Origin of the sequence: Streptomyces sp. CA-251387, from assembly GCF_050936625.1 — a bacterium.
GTDB lineage: Bacteria > Actinomycetota > Actinomycetes > Streptomycetales > Streptomycetaceae > Streptomyces.
On sequence record NZ_JBNJMJ010000001.1, the window covers coordinates 6,758,859 to 6,774,865 of the forward strand.

Consider the following 16,007-nt stretch of genomic DNA (forward strand, 5'->3'; position numbering starts at 1 on the left):
CGCCGGGCCGATCACTCCACGGAGTCACCTTTTATTTCAAGTAGTGAACACGACTCACCTCCTCCCGTCTCGAAAGTCACAGCTCCCCGACTATTGACTTCGAAACTTGAAGGCATAGTCTCTGCAACGTTGCTTTTACCTTCAGGTATCACTACTTGGAGCGGCTGACCCCCACCCGGCAGCGTTGCCGGTGCCCGAGGAGTACACGTGACCAGCACAGCGCAGGCACCCACGTCAGGAGCCAGGACGGCTCACCCCGAACATCTCGGGCACGTCGTCTTCATCACCGCGGCGGCCGCCATGGGCGGCTTCCTCTTCGGCTACGACAGCTCCGTGATCAACGGAGCCAACGGCGGCATCCAGGCCCGGTTCGACCTCAGCTCCGGCGTCACCGGTACCGTCGCCGCCAGCGCCCTGCTCGGCAGCGCCGTGGGTGCCGCGGTCGCCGGCCGCATAGCCGACCGCATCGGCCGCATCCGCGTCATGCAGATCGCGGCGGTGCTGTTCGCTCTGAGCGCCGTCGGCTCCGGTCTCCCGTTCGCAGCGTGGGACCTCGCCGCCTGGCGTGTCCTCGGCGGCATCGCCATCGGCATGGCGTCCGTCATTGGCCCGGCCTACATCGCCGAGGTCGCCCCGCCCGCGTACCGCGGCCGTCTCGCCTCGTTCCAGCAGGCCGCCATCGTCATCGGCATCGCCGTGTCGCAGCTGGTCAACTGGGCCATCCTGAACATGGCCGACGGCGAGGAGCGCGGCACGGTCGCGGGCCTGGAGGCCTGGCAGTGGATGCTCGGCGTGATGTTCGTGCCCGCCGTCATCTACGGCCTGCTGTCCTTCGCCATCCCCGAGTCCCCGCGCTACCTGATCAGCGTCGGCCGCATCGACGACGCGAAGAAGGTCCTCGCCGACGTCGAGGGCAACATCGACCTGGACGCCCGGGTCGCCGAGATCGACCAGGCCATGCGCAGCGACCACAAGTCCACGTTCAAGGACCTGCTGGGCGGCCGGTTCGGTCTGCTGCCGATCGTGTGGATCGGTATCGGCCTCTCCGTCTTCCAGCAGCTGGTCGGCATCAACGTCATCTTCTACTACTCGAACCTGCTGTGGCAGTCCGTGGGCGTCGACCCGTCGAGCTCGTTCTTCTACTCGTTCGAGACCTCGATCATCAACATCATCGGCACCGTGATCGCGATGATCTTCGTCGACCGCATCGGCCGCAAGCCGCTCGCCCTCATCGGCTCCATCGGCATGGGCCTCTCGCTCGCGGCCGCCGCCTGGGCCTTCTCCTTCCAGAACGGCAACGACCCGCTGCCGACCGCGCAGGGCTACGTGGCGCTGATCGCCGCCAACGCGTTCGTTCTCTTCTTCGCCCTGTCCTGGGGCGTGGTCGTCTGGGTCATGCTCGGCGAGGTCTTCCCGAACAAGATCCGCGCCGCCGCGCTGGGCGTGGCCGCCTCGGCCCAGTGGATCGCCAACTGGGCGATCACGATCACCTTCCCGGACCTGTCGGACTGGAACCTGTCCCTGACGTACGTCATGTACGCGGTGTTCGCCTTCCTCTCCATCCCCTTCATCCTCAAGTTCGTGCCCGAGACCAAGGGCAAGAAGCTGGAGGAGATGGGCTGACCGGCCCCCGAGCTCGGGGAGAAGGGCCAAGTCCCCGCTGCCCCTCTCCCCGTAACCCCGCCGCCGCCCCGGCTCGGCCACTGCCCGAGCCGGGGCGGCGGTTTCGTGTACGAGCGATCAGTCACCGAGCCCGGGCAGCACCCGCTCGCAGAACAGCTTGAGGCTCCGCCACCCCTCCTCCACCGGCATCCCGCCGGACAACGGGTGCAGTACGTAGTTGTCGTGGCCCAGCGCCACACACTCCTCAGGTGTCACGATCCGGTACACGCCCTCGGCGCGCAGCTCCTCCACCGTCGTGGCCGCCGACTTCACCGCCGAGCGGATGTCACCGGACTGCCAGGAGGCGTACGTCCGCGCCTCGTGCAGGAAGTGACCGCCGTACTCGGCCCAGGCCCGGTCGGGGTCCTCCGCCACGTGCAGCAGCGGCGTCTCGGCGGCCGGCATCATGGTCCAGCCCTCGGTGCCGTACTCGACCAGCCGCTCCTTGTAGTACGCCTCCAGCTCCGGCAGATGCGCGCTGGGGAAGAACGGCAGGCCGAGCCGGGCGGCCCGGCGGGCGGCCGCCTTCGAGGAGCCGCCGACCAGGAGCAGGGGGTGCGGGTCGGTGTACGGGCGCGGGGTGACCCGTACGGTACGGCCCCGGTACTCGAAGGGCTCGCCGGTCCAGGCCTTCAGCAGCGTCTCCAGCAACTCGTCCTGGAGCCTGCCGCGCCGCTTCCAGTCCACGTCGAACAGGGCGTACTCCTCGGGCCGGTACCCGATCCCGGCGACCGTCACCAGCCGGCCGCCGCTCAGCAGATCCAGTACGGCGATCTCCTCGGCGAGCCGCAGCGGGTCGTGCAGCGGGCCGATGATCGCCGAGACGGTGACGGCAATCCGCTGCGTCGCACCGAAGACCGCGGCCGCGAAGGCGAAGGGGGAGGGGAGCCAGTTGTTGTCGGCGCCGTGGTGCTCCTCGGTCTGCACGGTGGTGATGCCGTGCTCGTCGGCGTACCCGGCCATCTCCAGGGCCGCCTGATAGCGGGCGGCGAGCGAGGCGGGGGTCGCGCCGGGCTCGACGAGGTTGAAGCGTACGACCGTGACGGGCATGGGGGTCCCCCTTCACCGGGCGGGTGTGAAGGCGGACCTTAGCTGACGGTGCGTCAGACATCCATAGGGGTGTCGCGGGACTCCATGGCCGATACTGGACGCGTTATGGACATCGTCATCCTTGCTGTAGTCATCGCCGTGGTCGTGCTCGGCGCGCTCGGCGGGCTCATTGTCGGCACCCGCCGCAAGAAGCAGCTGCCCCCGCCGCCGCCCGCCGCCCCCGACATCACCGCCCCTCCGGCCGAGCCGCACGTCGGCGACGAGGCCGAGACGCCGCGCGACGAACCGCGCCGGACCATAGAGGAGGTGGATCTTCCGGGCGGCGGGGCACCGACCGCCGTCGAGGAACCGCCCGTCGTCGAAGAGCTCCCGCCCGTCGAGATCGAGGTCCCGGAGCCCACGGCCGGCCGCCTGATCCGGCTGCGCGCCCGGCTCTCCCGCTCGCAGAACGCCCTCGGCAAGGGGCTGCTGACGCTCCTGTCGCGCGAGCACCTCGACGAGGACACCTGGGAGGAGATCGAGGACACCCTCCTCACCGCCGACGTCGGCGTGGCCCCCACCCAGGAGCTGGTCGAGGGCCTGCGCGAGCGCGTGAAGGTCCTCGGCACCCGCACCCCCGAGGAGCTGCGCGGCCTGCTGCGCGAGGAGCTGCTCAAGCTGGTCGGCACGGACATGGACCGCACGGTCCGCACCGAGCCGGAGACCAGCAAGCCCGGCATCGTGATGGTCGTCGGCGTCAACGGCACCGGCAAGACCACCACCACCGGCAAGCTCGCCCGCGTCCTCGTGGCCGACGGCCGCAGCGTCGTCCTGGGCGCCGCCGACACCTTCCGTGCCGCCGCCGCCGACCAGCTCCAGACCTGGGGCGAGCGCGTCGGCGCCTACACCGTACGCGGGCCGGAGGGCGGCGACCCCGCCTCCGTCGCCTTCGACGCGGTGAAGGAGGGCAAGGAGATGGGCTCCGACGTCGTCCTGATCGACACCGCCGGGCGCCTGCACACCAAGACCGGCCTCATGGACGAGCTCGGCAAGGTCAAGCGCGTCGTCGAGAAGCACGCGCCGCTGGACGAGATCCTGCTCGTACTGGACGCGACCACGGGGCAGAACGGCCTGGTCCAGGCCCGCGTCTTCGCCGAGGTCGTCGACATCACCGGCATCGTGCTCACCAAGCTGGACGGCACGGCCAAGGGCGGCATCGTCGTCGCGGTGCAGCGTGAGCTGGGCGTGCCGGTGAAGCTGGTCGGGCTGGGCGAGGGGGCCGACGACCTGGCGCCGTTCGAGCCGGAGGCGTTCGTTGACGCCCTTATCGGGGAGTGAGATCCGCCCTACCAAAACTGGTACGTCGGTCGAAGAAGCGCCCGCCCCCCAAGGCGCAGTCGGGGGACGGGCGCTGCTGTTTTTGTGCCTAAACCGGCGCCGCTCTCGCGGACGTGGTTGCTCGCCGTCGTGGTTCCCCAATTGATGGTTGCGCCCGCCGCGTGGGAGAAAGAGGGCCTCGCCACACCGCTGTAGGCCGCCGGACGGTCTACGCCCGCGACCGATGCGCCACGTAAGCCAGCGTTCCCAGCAGCAGCCGCGCGGCCGGTGGCCTCGTCGCCGTGTCCAGCTGGGGTGGCCGAAGCCACCGCACCGGACCCAGCCCGCCCCGGTAGGACGGCGGTGCCGTGATGTGCGTACCCGGGCCGAGGCCGCGCAGGTCGAGGTGGGTCGGGTCGTCCCAGCCCATGCGGTAGAGGAGTTCGGGGAGCTCGGCGGCGGCGCCGGGGGCGACGAAGAAGTGGGCGCGGCCCTCGGGGGTGGCGGTGACCGGGCCGAGGGGGAGGCCCATGCGTTCGAGCCGGGTCAGCGCGCGGCGTCCGGCGGGTTCGGCCACCTCGATCACGTCGAACGCGCGACCGACGGGCAGCATCACCGCCGCGCCCGGGACCTCCGCCCATGCCTTGCCGGCCTCGTCGAGCGTGGCTCCGGCCGGAACCTCGGGTGCGAAGTCGAGGGGGTGTGCGCCGGGCGCGTCGCAGTCGGAACGGCCGCACGAACAGGCGCCCGCCGCGGCCCGCGCGCCGGGTACCACGTCCCAGCCCCACAACCCGGTGTACTCGGCGACGGCGGTGCACTCCGAGGAGCGGCCGCGTCGACGCGAGGCGGATCGGATCTCCCGGATGCCGCCGATCGTGAAGCCCATGCCCCCTCCAACGGGTCCAGCGTGCCGGTGGTTACGCCGCGGATGCGGGTCGTGACCCTATGTGTTCCTGGCGGCCGGTTACCCCGTGGCACCGCTCGGTCCACGCGGCGCTCGGGAGCACGCCGGGTCGCGGACTCGGCGACGCGCGCCCCTGAGTGCTTCGCTCCGCCACTAACGGCCGTCCTATGTCAAGTGAATCGCGGGGAGGCCACCGTAGGTTCATTCGAAGGGGTGGCGAATGGTGGCGTTTCCGGGATCGCCATGGCTGGGGGCGTGATCGTAGGATTACCGTGTGTGCACGGGCCCCTGGGGCACATGCACTCGTGGGTATGCCGGGGGCAAGTCGGCTTTCCGTTCGAAGGGTGAGAACCGCCGGACGGGAGACCGTATTTACCGGCATTCTGATAGGGCTTGGCGCACTAGGTGAAAAGTGGTCCAAGGGATGGGGGCGTTCCAGTGAGCGGCAACAGCGGAAGCGGTACGAGTGCTGGTGGCGCATCGCACGCTGACAAGCGCCCGAACGAGCTGCTCACCTCCTGGTTCGTGCGCAGCGGCTGGTCGAAGGGCGAGCTCGCCCGCCAAGTGAACCGCCGCGCCCGCCAGTTGGGCGCCAACCACATCTCCACCGACACCTCGCGCGTACGCCGCTGGCTGGACGGCGAGAACCCGCGCGAGCCGATCCCGCGGATCCTGTCCGAGCTGTTCTCCGAGCGCTTCGGCTGCGTCGTCTCCGTCGAGGACCTGGGCCTGCGCGCCGCGCGCCAGTCACCCTCCGTGTCGGGTGTCGACCTGCCCTGGACCGGCCCGCAGACGGTGGCCCTGCTCAGCGAGTTCTCGCGCAGCGACCTGATGCTGGCGCGGCGCGGCTTCCTCGGGAGCTCGCTGGCCCTGTCCGCGGGCCCGGCCCTCATCGAACCGATGCAGCGCTGGCTCGTCCCCGCGCCGCCCGCCCCGCACCACGAGCCCCGGCCCATCCCGTCCTCACGCGCGCGTGGCCGCCTGTCCAAGCCCGAGCTGGAGCTCCTGGAGTCCACCACCGTGATGTTCCGGCAGTGGGACGCCCAGTGCGGCGGCGGCCTGCGCCGCAAGGCGGTCGTCGGCCAGCTGCACGAGGTGACCGACCTGCTCCAGGAACCCCAGCCCGAGGCCACCACCAGGAAGCTGTTCAAGGTCGCCGCCGAGCTGGCGGAGCTGGCCGGCTGGATGTCCTACGACGTCGGGCTGCAGCCCACCGCGCAGAAGTACTTCGTCCTCGCCCTGCACGCCGCCAAAGAGGCGGGTGACCGGCCGCTCGGCTCGTACATCCTCTCCAGCATGAGCCGCCAGATGATCCACCTCGGCCGGCCCGACGACGCCCTGGAACTGATCCACCTCGCGCAGTACGGCAGCCGGGACTGCGCGAGCCCGCGCACCCAGTCGATGCTGTATGCGATGGAGGCCCGCGCGTACGCCAACATGGGGCAGCCGGGCAAGTGCAAGCGGGCCGTCCGGATGGCGGAGGACATCTTCGCCGAGGCCGACGAGTGGGACGAGCCGGACCCCGACTGGATCCGCTTCTTCTCCGAGGCCGAGCTCTACGGCGAGAACTCCCACTCCTACCGCGACCTCGCCTATGTGGCCGGCCGCAGCCCGACGTACGCCTCGCTGGCCGAACCCGTGATGCAGCAGGCCGTGGACCTGTTCGCGAAGGACGGCGAGCACCAGCGGTCGTACGCACTGAACCTCATCGGCATGGCCACGGTGCATCTGCTGCGGCGCGAGCCGGAGCAGAGCGCGGTCTACGCCGAGCAGGCCATGCAGGTCGCCAAGAAGGTGCGCTCCGAACGCGTCAACACTCGTATTCGAAAGACGGTCGACACGGCCGTACGCGACTTCGGAGATCTCGCCGAGGTCGTGGACCTCACCGACCGGCTCGCGGTGGAGCTGCCGGAGACCGTCGAGGCGGTCTGAGTCCGGCGGAATCCTGGAAAGCCCCAGAACCCCGGCCGCGGCCGGCCCTCCCGAACTGCCCGACTCGGCTCCCCCATGCCAGTCATCGGAAGGCCGACCGCGGCCGGTTTCTTTCCTTCACCGAAGGTTGCGCCACGATAACGATCGCGCAGCGCAACATCTCGGAGTTCATCAACGCGTAACACGCAGGGCGCCTTCGTCACGGCGGCGAAACAACGAGGGGCTTCCACCGAAACGGCGCTGCGCCAATCTCGTGGCGCATAACCGGCCCACCCCTCAATCCGCTCAGGCTTCGCCCGCACGGGGCCGTACCAAATGACGAGGAGACGCCGATGGCTCCAGCCATCACGCTTGCGGCTGACGCTCCCGAGCTGTCCGCCGCCAACACAGGTTTCATGCTCATCTGTTCCGCCCTGGTGATGCTCATGACCCCGGGCCTGGCCTTCTTCTACGGAGGCATGGTCCGCGTCAAGAGCACCCTGAACATGCTGATGATGAGCTTCATCAGCCTGGGGATCGTCACCATCCTGTGGGTGCTGTACGGCTTCTCCATGGCGTTCGGCACCGACTCCGGCAGCATCATCGGCTGGAACTCGGACTGGCTCGGCCTCAGCAATATCGGCCTCACGGAGCTGTGGGACGGCTACACCATCCCGATCTTCGTGTTCATGGTCTTCCAGCTGATGTTCGCGATCATCACGCCCGCCCTGATAAGCGGTGCTCTCGCGGACCGCGTGAAGTTCTCCGCGTGGGCGCTGTTCGTCGCCCTGTGGGCCACGGTCGTCTACTTCCCGGTCGCGCACTGGGTCTGGGGTGCCGGTGGCTGGGCCTTCGAGCTGGGTGTGATCGACTTCGCCGGTGGTACGGCGGTCCACATCAACGCGGGCGCCGCGGCGCTCGGCGTGATCCTGGTCATCGGCAAGCGCGTCGGCTTCAAGAAGGACCCGATGCGTCCGCACAGCCTCCCGCTGGTCATGCTCGGCGCCGGTCTGCTGTGGTTCGGCTGGTTCGGCTTCAACGCCGGTTCGTGGCTCGGCAACGACGACGGCGTCGGCGCGCTGATGTTCGTCAACACGCAGATCGCCACCGCCGCCGCCATGCTGGCCTGGCTCATCTACGAGAAGATCCGCCACGGCGCGTTCACCACGCTGGGCGCCGCCTCGGGCGCGGTCGCCGGTCTGGTCGCCATCACCCCGGCCGGTGGTGCGGTCTCCCCGGTCGGCGCGATCGCCGTCGGCGCCATCGCCGGTCTGCTGTGCGCCATGGCCGTGGGCCTGAAGTACAAGCTCGGCTACGACGACTCGCTCGACGTCGTCGGCGTCCACCTGGTCGGCGGTGTCGTCGGCTCCCTGCTCATCGGCTTCTTCGCCAGCGGCAAGGGCCAGTCCGATGTCGCGGGCCTCTTCTACGGCGGCGGCCTGACCCAGTTCTGGAAGCAGTGCGCCGGTGTCTTCGCGGTCCTGGCCTACTCGCTGGTCGTCTCCGCGCTCCTCGCCTTCATCCTTGACAAGACGATCGGGATGCGGGTCTCCGAGGACGAGGAGGTCGCCGGCATCGACCAGGCCGAGCACGCCGAGACCGCATACGACTTCAGCGGCGCCGGTGGCGGTGCCGCCGCCCGGACCGCCGCCCCGGCCCCGGTCGCCGACGCTGCGAGCAAGAAGGTGGACGCATGAAGCTCATCACCGCAGTCGTCAAGCCTCACCGGCTCGACGAGATCAAGGAAGCCCTCCAGGCCTTCGGAGTCCACGGCCTGACGGTCACCGAGGCGAGCGGCTACGGTCGTCAGCGGGGCCACACCGAGGTCTACCGCGGTGCCGAGTACACCGTCGACCTGGTCCCGAAGATCCGTATCGAGGTCCTGGCCGAGGACGACGACGCCGAGCAGCTGATCGACGTCATCGTCAAGGCCGCCCGCACCGGCAAGATCGGTGACGGCAAGGTCTGGTCCCTGCCGGTCGAGACGGCCGTACGGGTCCGGACCGGCGAGCGCGGGCCCGACGCGCTCTGACAGAGAAGAACAGGAGCTGCTGGGTGTCGAGTACGGACGTGCACAACGAAGCAGAGGACTCGGGACCCAGCGGCTACGCGGCGGCCCGGCTGCGCCTCCTCACCGAGGGGGCGCGGTCCGGGCCGCCGCGCCGTGCCGCCCTCGCGGAACTGACCGACGACTGGCTGACCGGCCTGTTCGCCGCCGGTGCCGAGGGCATGCGCGGCGTCTCCCTGGTCGCCGTCGGCGGCTACGGCCGTGGCGAGCTGTCCCCGCGCAGCGATCTGGACCTGCTCCTGCTGCACGACGGCGGCGACAGCAAGGCGGTGGCCGCCCTGGCCGACCGCATCTGGTACCCCGTGTGGGACCTCGGCCTCGCCCTCGACCACTCCGTGCGCACGCCCGCCGAGGCCCGCAAGACGGCCGGCGAGGACCTCAAGGTCCAGCTCGGCCTGCTGGACGCCCGGCACATCGCGGGCGACCTCGGCCTCACGGCCGCACTGCGGACGTCGGTCCTGGCCGACTGGCGCAACCAGGCGCCCAAGCGCCTGCCCGAACTCCAGGAGCTGTCCGCCGAACGCGCCGAGCGCCAGGGCGAGCTGCAGTACCTCCTGGAACCCGATCTGAAGGAGGCGCGCGGCGGTCTGCGGGACGCCACCATCCTGCGCGCCGTCGCCGCCTCCTGGCTGGCCGACGCCCCGCGTGAGGGCCTCGCCGACGCCCGGCGCCGGCTGCTCGACGTACGCGACGCGCTGCACCTGACCACAGGGCGCGCCACCGACCGGCTGGCGCTGCAGGAGCAGGACCAGGTCGCGGCCGACCTCGGGCTGCTCGACGCCGACACACTGCTGCGGCAGGTGTACGAGGCGGCGCGCGTCATCTCGTACGCCAGCGATGTCACGTGGCGTGAAGTGGGGCGCGTGCTGCGATCGCGCGCTGTGCGGCCGCGGCTGCGCGCCATGCTGGGGGGCGGAAAGCCCACAGCTGAAAGGTCTCCTCTCGCCGAGGGCGTGGTGGAGCAGGACGGCGAGGTGGTGCTCGCCCGCGCCGCGCGCCCCGAACGCGACCCCGTGCTCCCTCTGCGTGCCGCGGCCGCCGCCGCACAGGCCGGACTCCCGCTCTCCCTGCACGCCGTACGGCGCATGGCGGCCACCGTGCGCCCTCTGCCCACGCCCTGGCCCGCCGAGGCGCGCGAGCAGCTCGTGACCCTGCTGGGCTCCGGGCGGCCGACGGTCGACGTATGGGAGGCGCTGGAGGCCGAGGGGCTGATCACCCGCTTCCTCCCCGACTGGGAGCGGGTGCGCTGCCGTCCGCAGCGCAACGCCGTGCACATCTGGACCGTCGACCGGCACCTCATCGAGACGGCTGTCCGTGCCTCCGAGTTCACCCGCCGCGTCCACCGCCCCGACCTGCTCCTGGTCGCCGCGCTGCTGCACGACATCGGCAAGGGCTGGCCCGGCGACCACTCGGTGGCCGGCGAGATCATCGTCAAGGACGTGGCCGCGCGCATCGGCTTCGACCGCGACGACGTGACGGTGCTCTCCACCCTCGTACGCCATCACCTGCTGCTGGTGGAGACGGCCACCCGGCGTGACCTGGAGGACCCGGCCACCGTGCGCTCGGTCGCCGAGGCGGTCGGCTCGCAGGGCACCCTGGAGCTGCTGCACGCCCTGACCGAGGCGGACGCGCTGGCCACCGGTCCGGCGGCCTGGTCGTCGTGGCGGGGTTCGCTCGTCGCCGACCTGGTGAAACGGGTCGCGGCCGTGCTCGCCGGGGACGACCTGGACGAGCCAGAGGCCGCCGCGCCCACGGCCGAGCAGGAACGGCTCGCCATCGAGGCGGTCGCCACGGGCAGCCCCGTGCTGGCCCTGCGCGCGCAGACCGAGCCGCCGACGGAGGAGCAGCCCTCCGGCGACCCCGAGCCGCTCGGCGTGGAGCTCCTCATCGCCGTACCGGACCAGCCGGGCGTGCTGCCCGCGGTGGCCGGTGTCCTGGCGATGCACCGCCTGACCGTCCGTACCGCGGAACTGAGCGCCCTGGACCTGCCCGACGGCGTCGACGGCTCCGTCCTGCTGCTGAACTGGCGGGTCGCCGCGGAGTACGGCTCGCTGCCGCAGGCCACCCGGCTGCGCGCCGACCTCGTACGGGCCCTGGACGGCTCCCTGGACATCGCGGGGCGCCTGGCCGAGCGGGACGCGGCGTATCCGCGCCGCCGGGGCGTCGTGGCGCCGCCGCCGAGGGTGTCGGTCCACCCTGCCGCCTCACGGCTGGCCACGGTGATCGAGGTGCGCGCGCAGGATGCGCCGGGGCTGCTGTTCCGGATCGGCCGGGCGCTGGAGGACGCGGGCGTGCGGATGCGCAGTGCGCATGTCAGCACGCTGGGCGCCAACGCCGTCGACGCGTTCTATGTCACAGGTCCCGAGGGAGCGCCGCTGCCCGGCGAGGAGGCGGCGTCCGTGGCCAGGAAGCTGGAAGAGACATTGCGCGCCTGAACCAGGGATCCCGGCAACCTGCGCCGCCGGGATACCCTGGAGGGCGATTGCCAGCAGCCACCGACCCCGAGGACCGCGAGCGCCGTGTTCGATACTCTTTCCGATCGCCTCTCAGCGACTTTCAAGAACCTGCGCGGCAAGGGACGGCTCTCCGAGGCGGACATCGACGCCACAGCGCGCGAGATCCGCATCGCCCTCCTCGAAGCGGACGTGGCGCTGCCCGTCGTCCGGACGTTCATCAAGAACGTCAAGGAGCGCGCCCTCGGCGCCGAGGTGTCCCGGGCGCTGAACCCGGCCCAGCAGGTCCTGAAGATCGTCAACGACGAGCTCGTCACGATCCTCGGCGGCGAGACCCGCCGCCTGCGTTTCGCCAAGCAGCCGCCGACCGTGATCATGCTCGCGGGTCTGCAGGGTGCCGGTAAGACCACCCTCGCGGGCAAGCTCGGCCGCTGGCTGAAGGAGCAGGGCCACTCGCCGCTGCTCGTCGCCGCCGACCTCCAGCGCCCGAACGCCGTCAACCAGCTCAGCGTCGTCGCCGAGCGGGCCGGTGTCGCGGTCTACGCGCCGGAGCCGGGCAACGGCGTCGGTGACCCGGTCAAGGTCGCCAAGGACTCCATCGGGCACGCGAAGGCCAAGGTCCACGACATCGTGATCGTGGACACCGCCGGCCGCCTGGGCATCGACCAGGAGATGATGCAGCAGGCCGCGGACATCCGGGACGCGGTCTCCCCGGACGAGATCCTGTTCGTCGTCGACGCGATGATCGGTCAGGACGCCGTCAACACCGCCGAGGCCTTCCGCGACGGCGTCGGCTTCGACGGCGTGGTGCTCTCCAAGCTCGACGGTGACGCCCGCGGTGGTGCGGCCCTGTCGATCCGGCAGATCACCGGCAAGCCGATCATGTTCGCGTCGAACGGCGAGAAGCTCGACGACTTCGACGCCTTCCACCCGGACCGGATGGCCTCCCGCATCCTCGACTTGGGTGACCTGCTCACCCTGATCGAGCAGGCGGAGAAGACCTTCGACCAGGCCGAAGCCCAGAAGATGGCGGAGAAGCTGGCCTCCAAGAAGGGCCAAGACTTCACCCTCGACGACTTCCTGGCCCAGATGGAGCAGGTCAGGAAGATGGGCTCCATCTCCAAGCTGCTCGGCATGCTCCCGGGCATGGGCCAGATCAAGGACCAGATCAACAACCTCGACGAGCGTGACGTCGACCGCACGGCCGCGATCATCAAGTCGATGACGCCGGGCGAGCGCCAGGACCCGACGATCATCAACGGCTCGCGGCGCGCCCGTATCGCGCGCGGTTCCGGTGTCGAGGTCAGCGCGGTCAAGAACCTGGTCGAGCGGTTCTTCGAGGCCCGCAAGATGATGTCCCGCATGGCCCAGGGCGGCGGCATGCCGGGCATGCCGGGGATCCCGGGCATGGGCGGCGGCCCCGGCCGCGCCAAGAAGCAGCCGAAGAAGGCCAAGGGCAAGCAGCGCTCCGGCAACCCGATGAAGCGCAAGCAGCAGGAGCAGGAGGAGGCCGCCCGCCGCGCCGCCGCCGCTCAGGCCGGAGGCGCCCTCGGGCTGCCGGGCCAGCAGGCCGGGCAGGACTTCGAGCTGCCGGACGAGTTCAAGAAGTTCATGGGCTGACGGTTCCTTTCCTACGGCCGTCTCGTCGCGTACGTCACTGGGGGCGCCCCTCTCGATGGGGGGCGCCCCCAGCGCGTGCCGTAGCCGGGTATCTGCCGTAACGTCCAGATATGAGCAATGCCGCGCCACCACGCAAGGCCCCTGACCAGCCGTGGCGCACCGAGGGCACGCCGGAGGAGCCGCCCGGGCGCCGGCGTGATCGACGGTCCCGCGGTCGATGGTGGGGCCTGCTCCTCACCGCGGTGATCGTGTTCCTGCTCGCCTATGTGGGACTGACGTACCTCGACCGGGGCAACGAGCCGACGATCTCCTACACGGAGTTCAGCCGGCAGGTCGACGCCGGCAATGTCGACAAGATCTACTCCAAGGGCGACGCGATCCAGGGCGAGCTCAAGAGCGCCCGGGACAACCCCGAGGGCGACGGCGACTACACCAGGTTCAAGACCCAGCGCCCCGCCTTCGCGGACGACGACCTCTGGCAGGAACTGAGCAGGAACGACGTGACGGTAACCGCGCAGCCGGTCGTACGGGAGCGCGGTGTCCTGTCCAACCTCCTGTTCTCCCTGATCCCGATCGCGTTCCTGGTCGCGGTCTGGATCTTCTTCGCCCGGCGGATGGGCGCGGGCCTGGGCGGCGCGGGCGGCATGCTCGGCCGGAAGGCGCCGCCCAAGCCGGTCGAGCTCCAGCCGGGCAAGGAGCGCACGACGTTCGCCGACGTGGCCGGCATCGACGAGGTCAAGGGCGAACTGGACGACGTCGTCGACTTCCTGGAGCACCCCGACGCCTACCGCAGGATGGGCGCGAAGATGCCGCGTGGCGTGCTGCTCGCGGGGTCGCCCGGCACCGGCAAGACCCTGCTGGCGCGTGCGGTGGCGGGCGAAGCGGGTGTGCCGTTCTTCTCCGCCTCCGCCTCCGAGTTCATCGAGATGATCGTCGGTGTCGGCGCCTCCCGCGTGCGTGAGCTGTTCGCCGAGGCCCGCAAAGTGGCGCCGTCGATCATCTTCATCGACGAGATCGACACCATCGGACGGGTGCGCGGCGGCGGCGCCTCGGTGAGCGGTCACGACGAGCGCGAGCAGACGCTGAACCAGATCCTCACCGAGATGGACGGCTTCTCCGGCTCGGAGGGCGTGATCGTCATCGCGGCGACCAACCGCGCCGACATCCTGGACCCGGCGCTGACCCGGCCCGGCCGCTTCGACCGGGTGGTCAACGTCGCCCCGCCGGACCGCGGCGGACGCGAGGCGATCCTTCGGATCCACACCCGCGGGATCCCGCTCGCCCCGGACGTGGACCTCGCCCAGCTGGCGCGCACGACGCCGGGCATGACGGGTGCGGATCTGGCCAACCTCGCCAACGAGGCCGCTCTGCTCGCGGTCAAGCGCAAGCAGGAGCAGGTGACGCACTCGGACCTGTCCGAGGCCCTTGAGAAGGTGCAGCTCGGCGCCGAGCGCACCCTCGTGATGCCCGAGGAGGACCGCCGGCGCACCGCGTACCACGAGAGCGGGCACGCCCTCCTCGGCATGCTGCAGCCGGGCGCCGACCCGGTACGCAAGATCACCATCGTGCCGCGCGGCCGGGCGCTCGGCGTGACGATGTCGACCCCCGAGGTGGAACGGTACGCGCACTCGGAGGGCTATTTGCGCGGCCGCATCATCGGCGCGCTGGGCGGCATGGCCGCAGAACAGGTGGTCTACGGGGTCGTCACCACGGGCGCCGAGAACGACCTCGAACAGGTCAGCAACATCGCGCGCGGGATGGTCGCCCGGTGGGGCATGAGCGAGCGGGTCGGCCGGCTGTCCGCCCTGCCGAGCGACTCCCAGCAGGCGTACGGGCTCGCGGCCGCCCCGCAGACCCTCGACGTGATCGACGCCGAGATGCGCCGGATCGTCGACGAGTGCTACGAGGAGGCCTGCCGCAAACTCACCGACCACCGAGGCCAGTTGAACGCCCTGGCCGAGGCGCTGCTGGAGAACGAGACGCTGGAGGAGGCCGACGCGTACCGGATCGCGGGGATCACTCGGCTGACGAAGGACGCGGCCCCGTAGGCGACGTCCCCCTCAGGGCACGCGGGCGATCAGGTACCGGAAGACGTTCGGCATCCACACCGTCCCGTCCCGCCGCTGGTGCGGATGCAGCGCCTCCGTCACCTCCTTGTCCACCTGGGCCTGGTCGGTCGCGGAGATCGCCGCATCGAAGAGCCCCGTCGACAGCAGTCCCCGTACGGCGCTGTCGACGTCCGCGTACCCGAAGGGGCAGGCCACCCGCCCGGAACCGTCGGGCCGCAGGCCCGCGCGCTGGGCGACCTCCTCCAGGTCGTCGCGCAGCGCCGGACGCCAACTCCCCGCGCTGCGCAGGGGATCGGCCAACTTGGTGGCGACCCGCAGCACCGACGACGTGGCACAGCGCTCCGGCGGACCCCAGCCGGCGAGCACCACGGGGGCCCCGCGCTCGGCCATCGGCGTCGCCGCCGCGAGCGTCCCACCGAGCCCCTCGGAGTCGCCCGCGAGGCACCCGATGGGCTCGAACGCGGTGACCAGGGTGTACGCCGGCGCCGCCGCGTCGGCCGCATCGCGAGGTGAGCCGTCGACGAGCCGGGTGGCGGCACGCGCGCGCGTGTCCCACGCCTCGGGCAGCAAACGCCGCCGTGCGAGAGCCAGTCGTTCCGGGGAGGCTGACTCGACACCGGTGACGGCCGCGCCTCTGGATGCAGCCATCACCAGGGCGAGCCCGCTCCCGCAGCCGAGGCCCAGCAGCCGGGTGCCGGGGCCCACTTCCAGTCGCTCGTAGACGGCCTCGTAGAGCGGAACCAGCATCCGCTCCTGGATCTCGGACCAGTCACGCGCGCGTGCACACAGGTCCACGCGGGGCGCAGTGCCCGCGTGAGGTGGGTGCTGCCGCACGAGCGTAGGTGTCATCTAAAGCGCCCCAATCCGCCGAGAGTTGCCGCTGTGCCCGATTCCTTGGCCCCCGTGACATGCGCTCACATCCCCCCGTATGCCAGGAAACTCCGCCCTCGACCTGCCGTCCAGTGGAAAGCGGC

11 protein-coding genes are annotated in these 16,007 nt (G+C 70.7%); 8 read left to right on the top strand and 3 right to left on the bottom strand.

The genetic code is table 11. The features are described 5' to 3' along the window. Positions 1–207: 207 nt before the first annotated feature. Entirely contained in the window at positions 208–1,623 is a 1,416-nt protein-coding gene (locus tag ACQEV2_RS30405) for a sugar porter family MFS transporter (RefSeq protein WP_433048395.1), read from the top strand. Positions 1,624–1,740: 117 nt separating this feature from the next. Here ACQEV2_RS30405 and ACQEV2_RS30410 read toward each other — a convergent pair whose 3' ends face one another. Then, entirely contained in the window at positions 1,741–2,712 is a 972-nt protein-coding gene (locus ACQEV2_RS30410; protein ID WP_433048398.1) for an LLM class flavin-dependent oxidoreductase, read from the bottom strand. A gap of 105 nt (positions 2,713–2,817) precedes the next feature. Between ACQEV2_RS30410 and ftsY the strand changes: the two genes are divergently transcribed. Beyond that, the gene (ftsY, locus tag ACQEV2_RS30415; protein WP_433048401.1) at positions 2,818–4,029 is read left to right on the top strand and encodes a signal recognition particle-docking protein FtsY; all 1,212 of its coding nucleotides are present in this window, start codon (positions 2,818–2,820) and stop codon (positions 4,027–4,029) included. Positions 4,030–4,237: 208 nt separating this feature from the next. Here the strand turns inward: ftsY and ACQEV2_RS30420 are convergent, their stop codons facing one another. After that, on the bottom strand, positions 4,238–4,894 hold the full coding sequence (locus ACQEV2_RS30420) for a bifunctional DNA primase/polymerase (protein ID WP_433048404.1): 657 nt from the start codon (positions 4,892–4,894) through the stop codon (positions 4,238–4,240). Positions 4,895–5,350: 456 nt separating this feature from the next. Here ACQEV2_RS30420 and nsdA point away from each other — a divergent pair, with 456 nt between their 5' ends. The 6 genes from nsdA to ftsH all read left to right on the top strand — a co-directional run bounded on the left by nsdA (position 5,351) and on the right by ftsH (position 15,012). Next, complete coding sequence (nsdA, locus tag ACQEV2_RS30425; RefSeq protein ID WP_433048407.1) at positions 5,351–6,844, top strand: transcriptional repressor NsdA; 1,494 nt, start codon at positions 5,351–5,353, stop codon at positions 6,842–6,844. 332 nt (positions 6,845–7,176) lie between these two features. Next, complete coding sequence (locus tag ACQEV2_RS30430; protein ID WP_433048410.1) at positions 7,177–8,520, top strand: ammonium transporter; 1,344 nt, start codon at positions 7,177–7,179, stop codon at positions 8,518–8,520. Next, positions 8,517–8,855: a P-II family nitrogen regulator gene (locus ACQEV2_RS30435; protein ID WP_003997576.1), complete on the top strand. Its 339-nt coding sequence runs from the start codon at positions 8,517–8,519 to the stop codon at positions 8,853–8,855. The genes ACQEV2_RS30430 and ACQEV2_RS30435 overlap by 4 nt, the downstream gene beginning before the upstream one ends. A 23-nt stretch (positions 8,856–8,878) precedes the next feature. Next, positions 8,879–11,326, top strand: a complete 2,448-nt coding sequence (locus tag ACQEV2_RS30440) for a [protein-PII] uridylyltransferase (RefSeq protein ID WP_433048413.1) — start codon at positions 8,879–8,881, stop codon at positions 11,324–11,326. A gap of 84 nt (positions 11,327–11,410) precedes the next feature. Continuing rightward, complete coding sequence (gene ffh / locus ACQEV2_RS30445; protein ID WP_433048416.1) at positions 11,411–12,964, top strand: signal recognition particle protein; 1,554 nt, start codon at positions 11,411–11,413, stop codon at positions 12,962–12,964. Between the two features lie 110 nt (positions 12,965–13,074). Continuing rightward, positions 13,075–15,012 carry an ATP-dependent zinc metalloprotease FtsH gene (ftsH, locus tag ACQEV2_RS30450; protein WP_433048419.1) on the top strand — a complete coding sequence of 646 codons (1,938 nt, stop codon included), beginning with the start codon at positions 13,075–13,077 and terminating at the stop codon, positions 15,010–15,012. Positions 15,013–15,024: 12 nt separating this feature from the next. On the opposite strand, the gene ACQEV2_RS30455 is transcribed toward ftsH, so the two are convergent. Continuing rightward, entirely contained in the window at positions 15,025–15,882 is an 858-nt protein-coding gene (locus ACQEV2_RS30455) for an SAM-dependent methyltransferase (RefSeq protein WP_433048422.1), read from the bottom strand. Positions 15,883–16,007: the final 125 nt, after the last annotated feature.

Excerpts from the sequence above, each read along its gene's own strand:
- ACQEV2_RS30435 (WP_003997576.1), top strand. The coding sequence starts at position 8,517 with ATGAAGCTCATCACCGCAGTCGTCAAGCCTCACCGGCTCGACGAGATC.
- ACQEV2_RS30430 (WP_433048410.1), top strand. The coding sequence starts at position 7,177 with ATGGCTCCAGCCATCACGCTTGCGGCTGACGCTCCCGAGCTGTCCGCC.
- ACQEV2_RS30455 (WP_433048422.1), bottom strand. The coding sequence starts at position 15,882 with ATGACACCTACGCTCGTGCGGCAGCACCCACCTCACGCGGGCACTGCG.
- ftsH (WP_433048419.1), top strand. The coding sequence starts at position 13,075 with ATGAGCAATGCCGCGCCACCACGCAAGGCCCCTGACCAGCCGTGGCGC.
- ACQEV2_RS30420 (WP_433048404.1), bottom strand. The coding sequence starts at position 4,894 with ATGGGCTTCACGATCGGCGGCATCCGGGAGATCCGATCCGCCTCGCGT.
- ftsY (WP_433048401.1), top strand. The coding sequence starts at position 2,818 with ATGGACATCGTCATCCTTGCTGTAGTCATCGCCGTGGTCGTGCTCGGC.
- ACQEV2_RS30410 (WP_433048398.1), bottom strand. The coding sequence starts at position 2,712 with ATGCCCGTCACGGTCGTACGCTTCAACCTCGTCGAGCCCGGCGCGACC.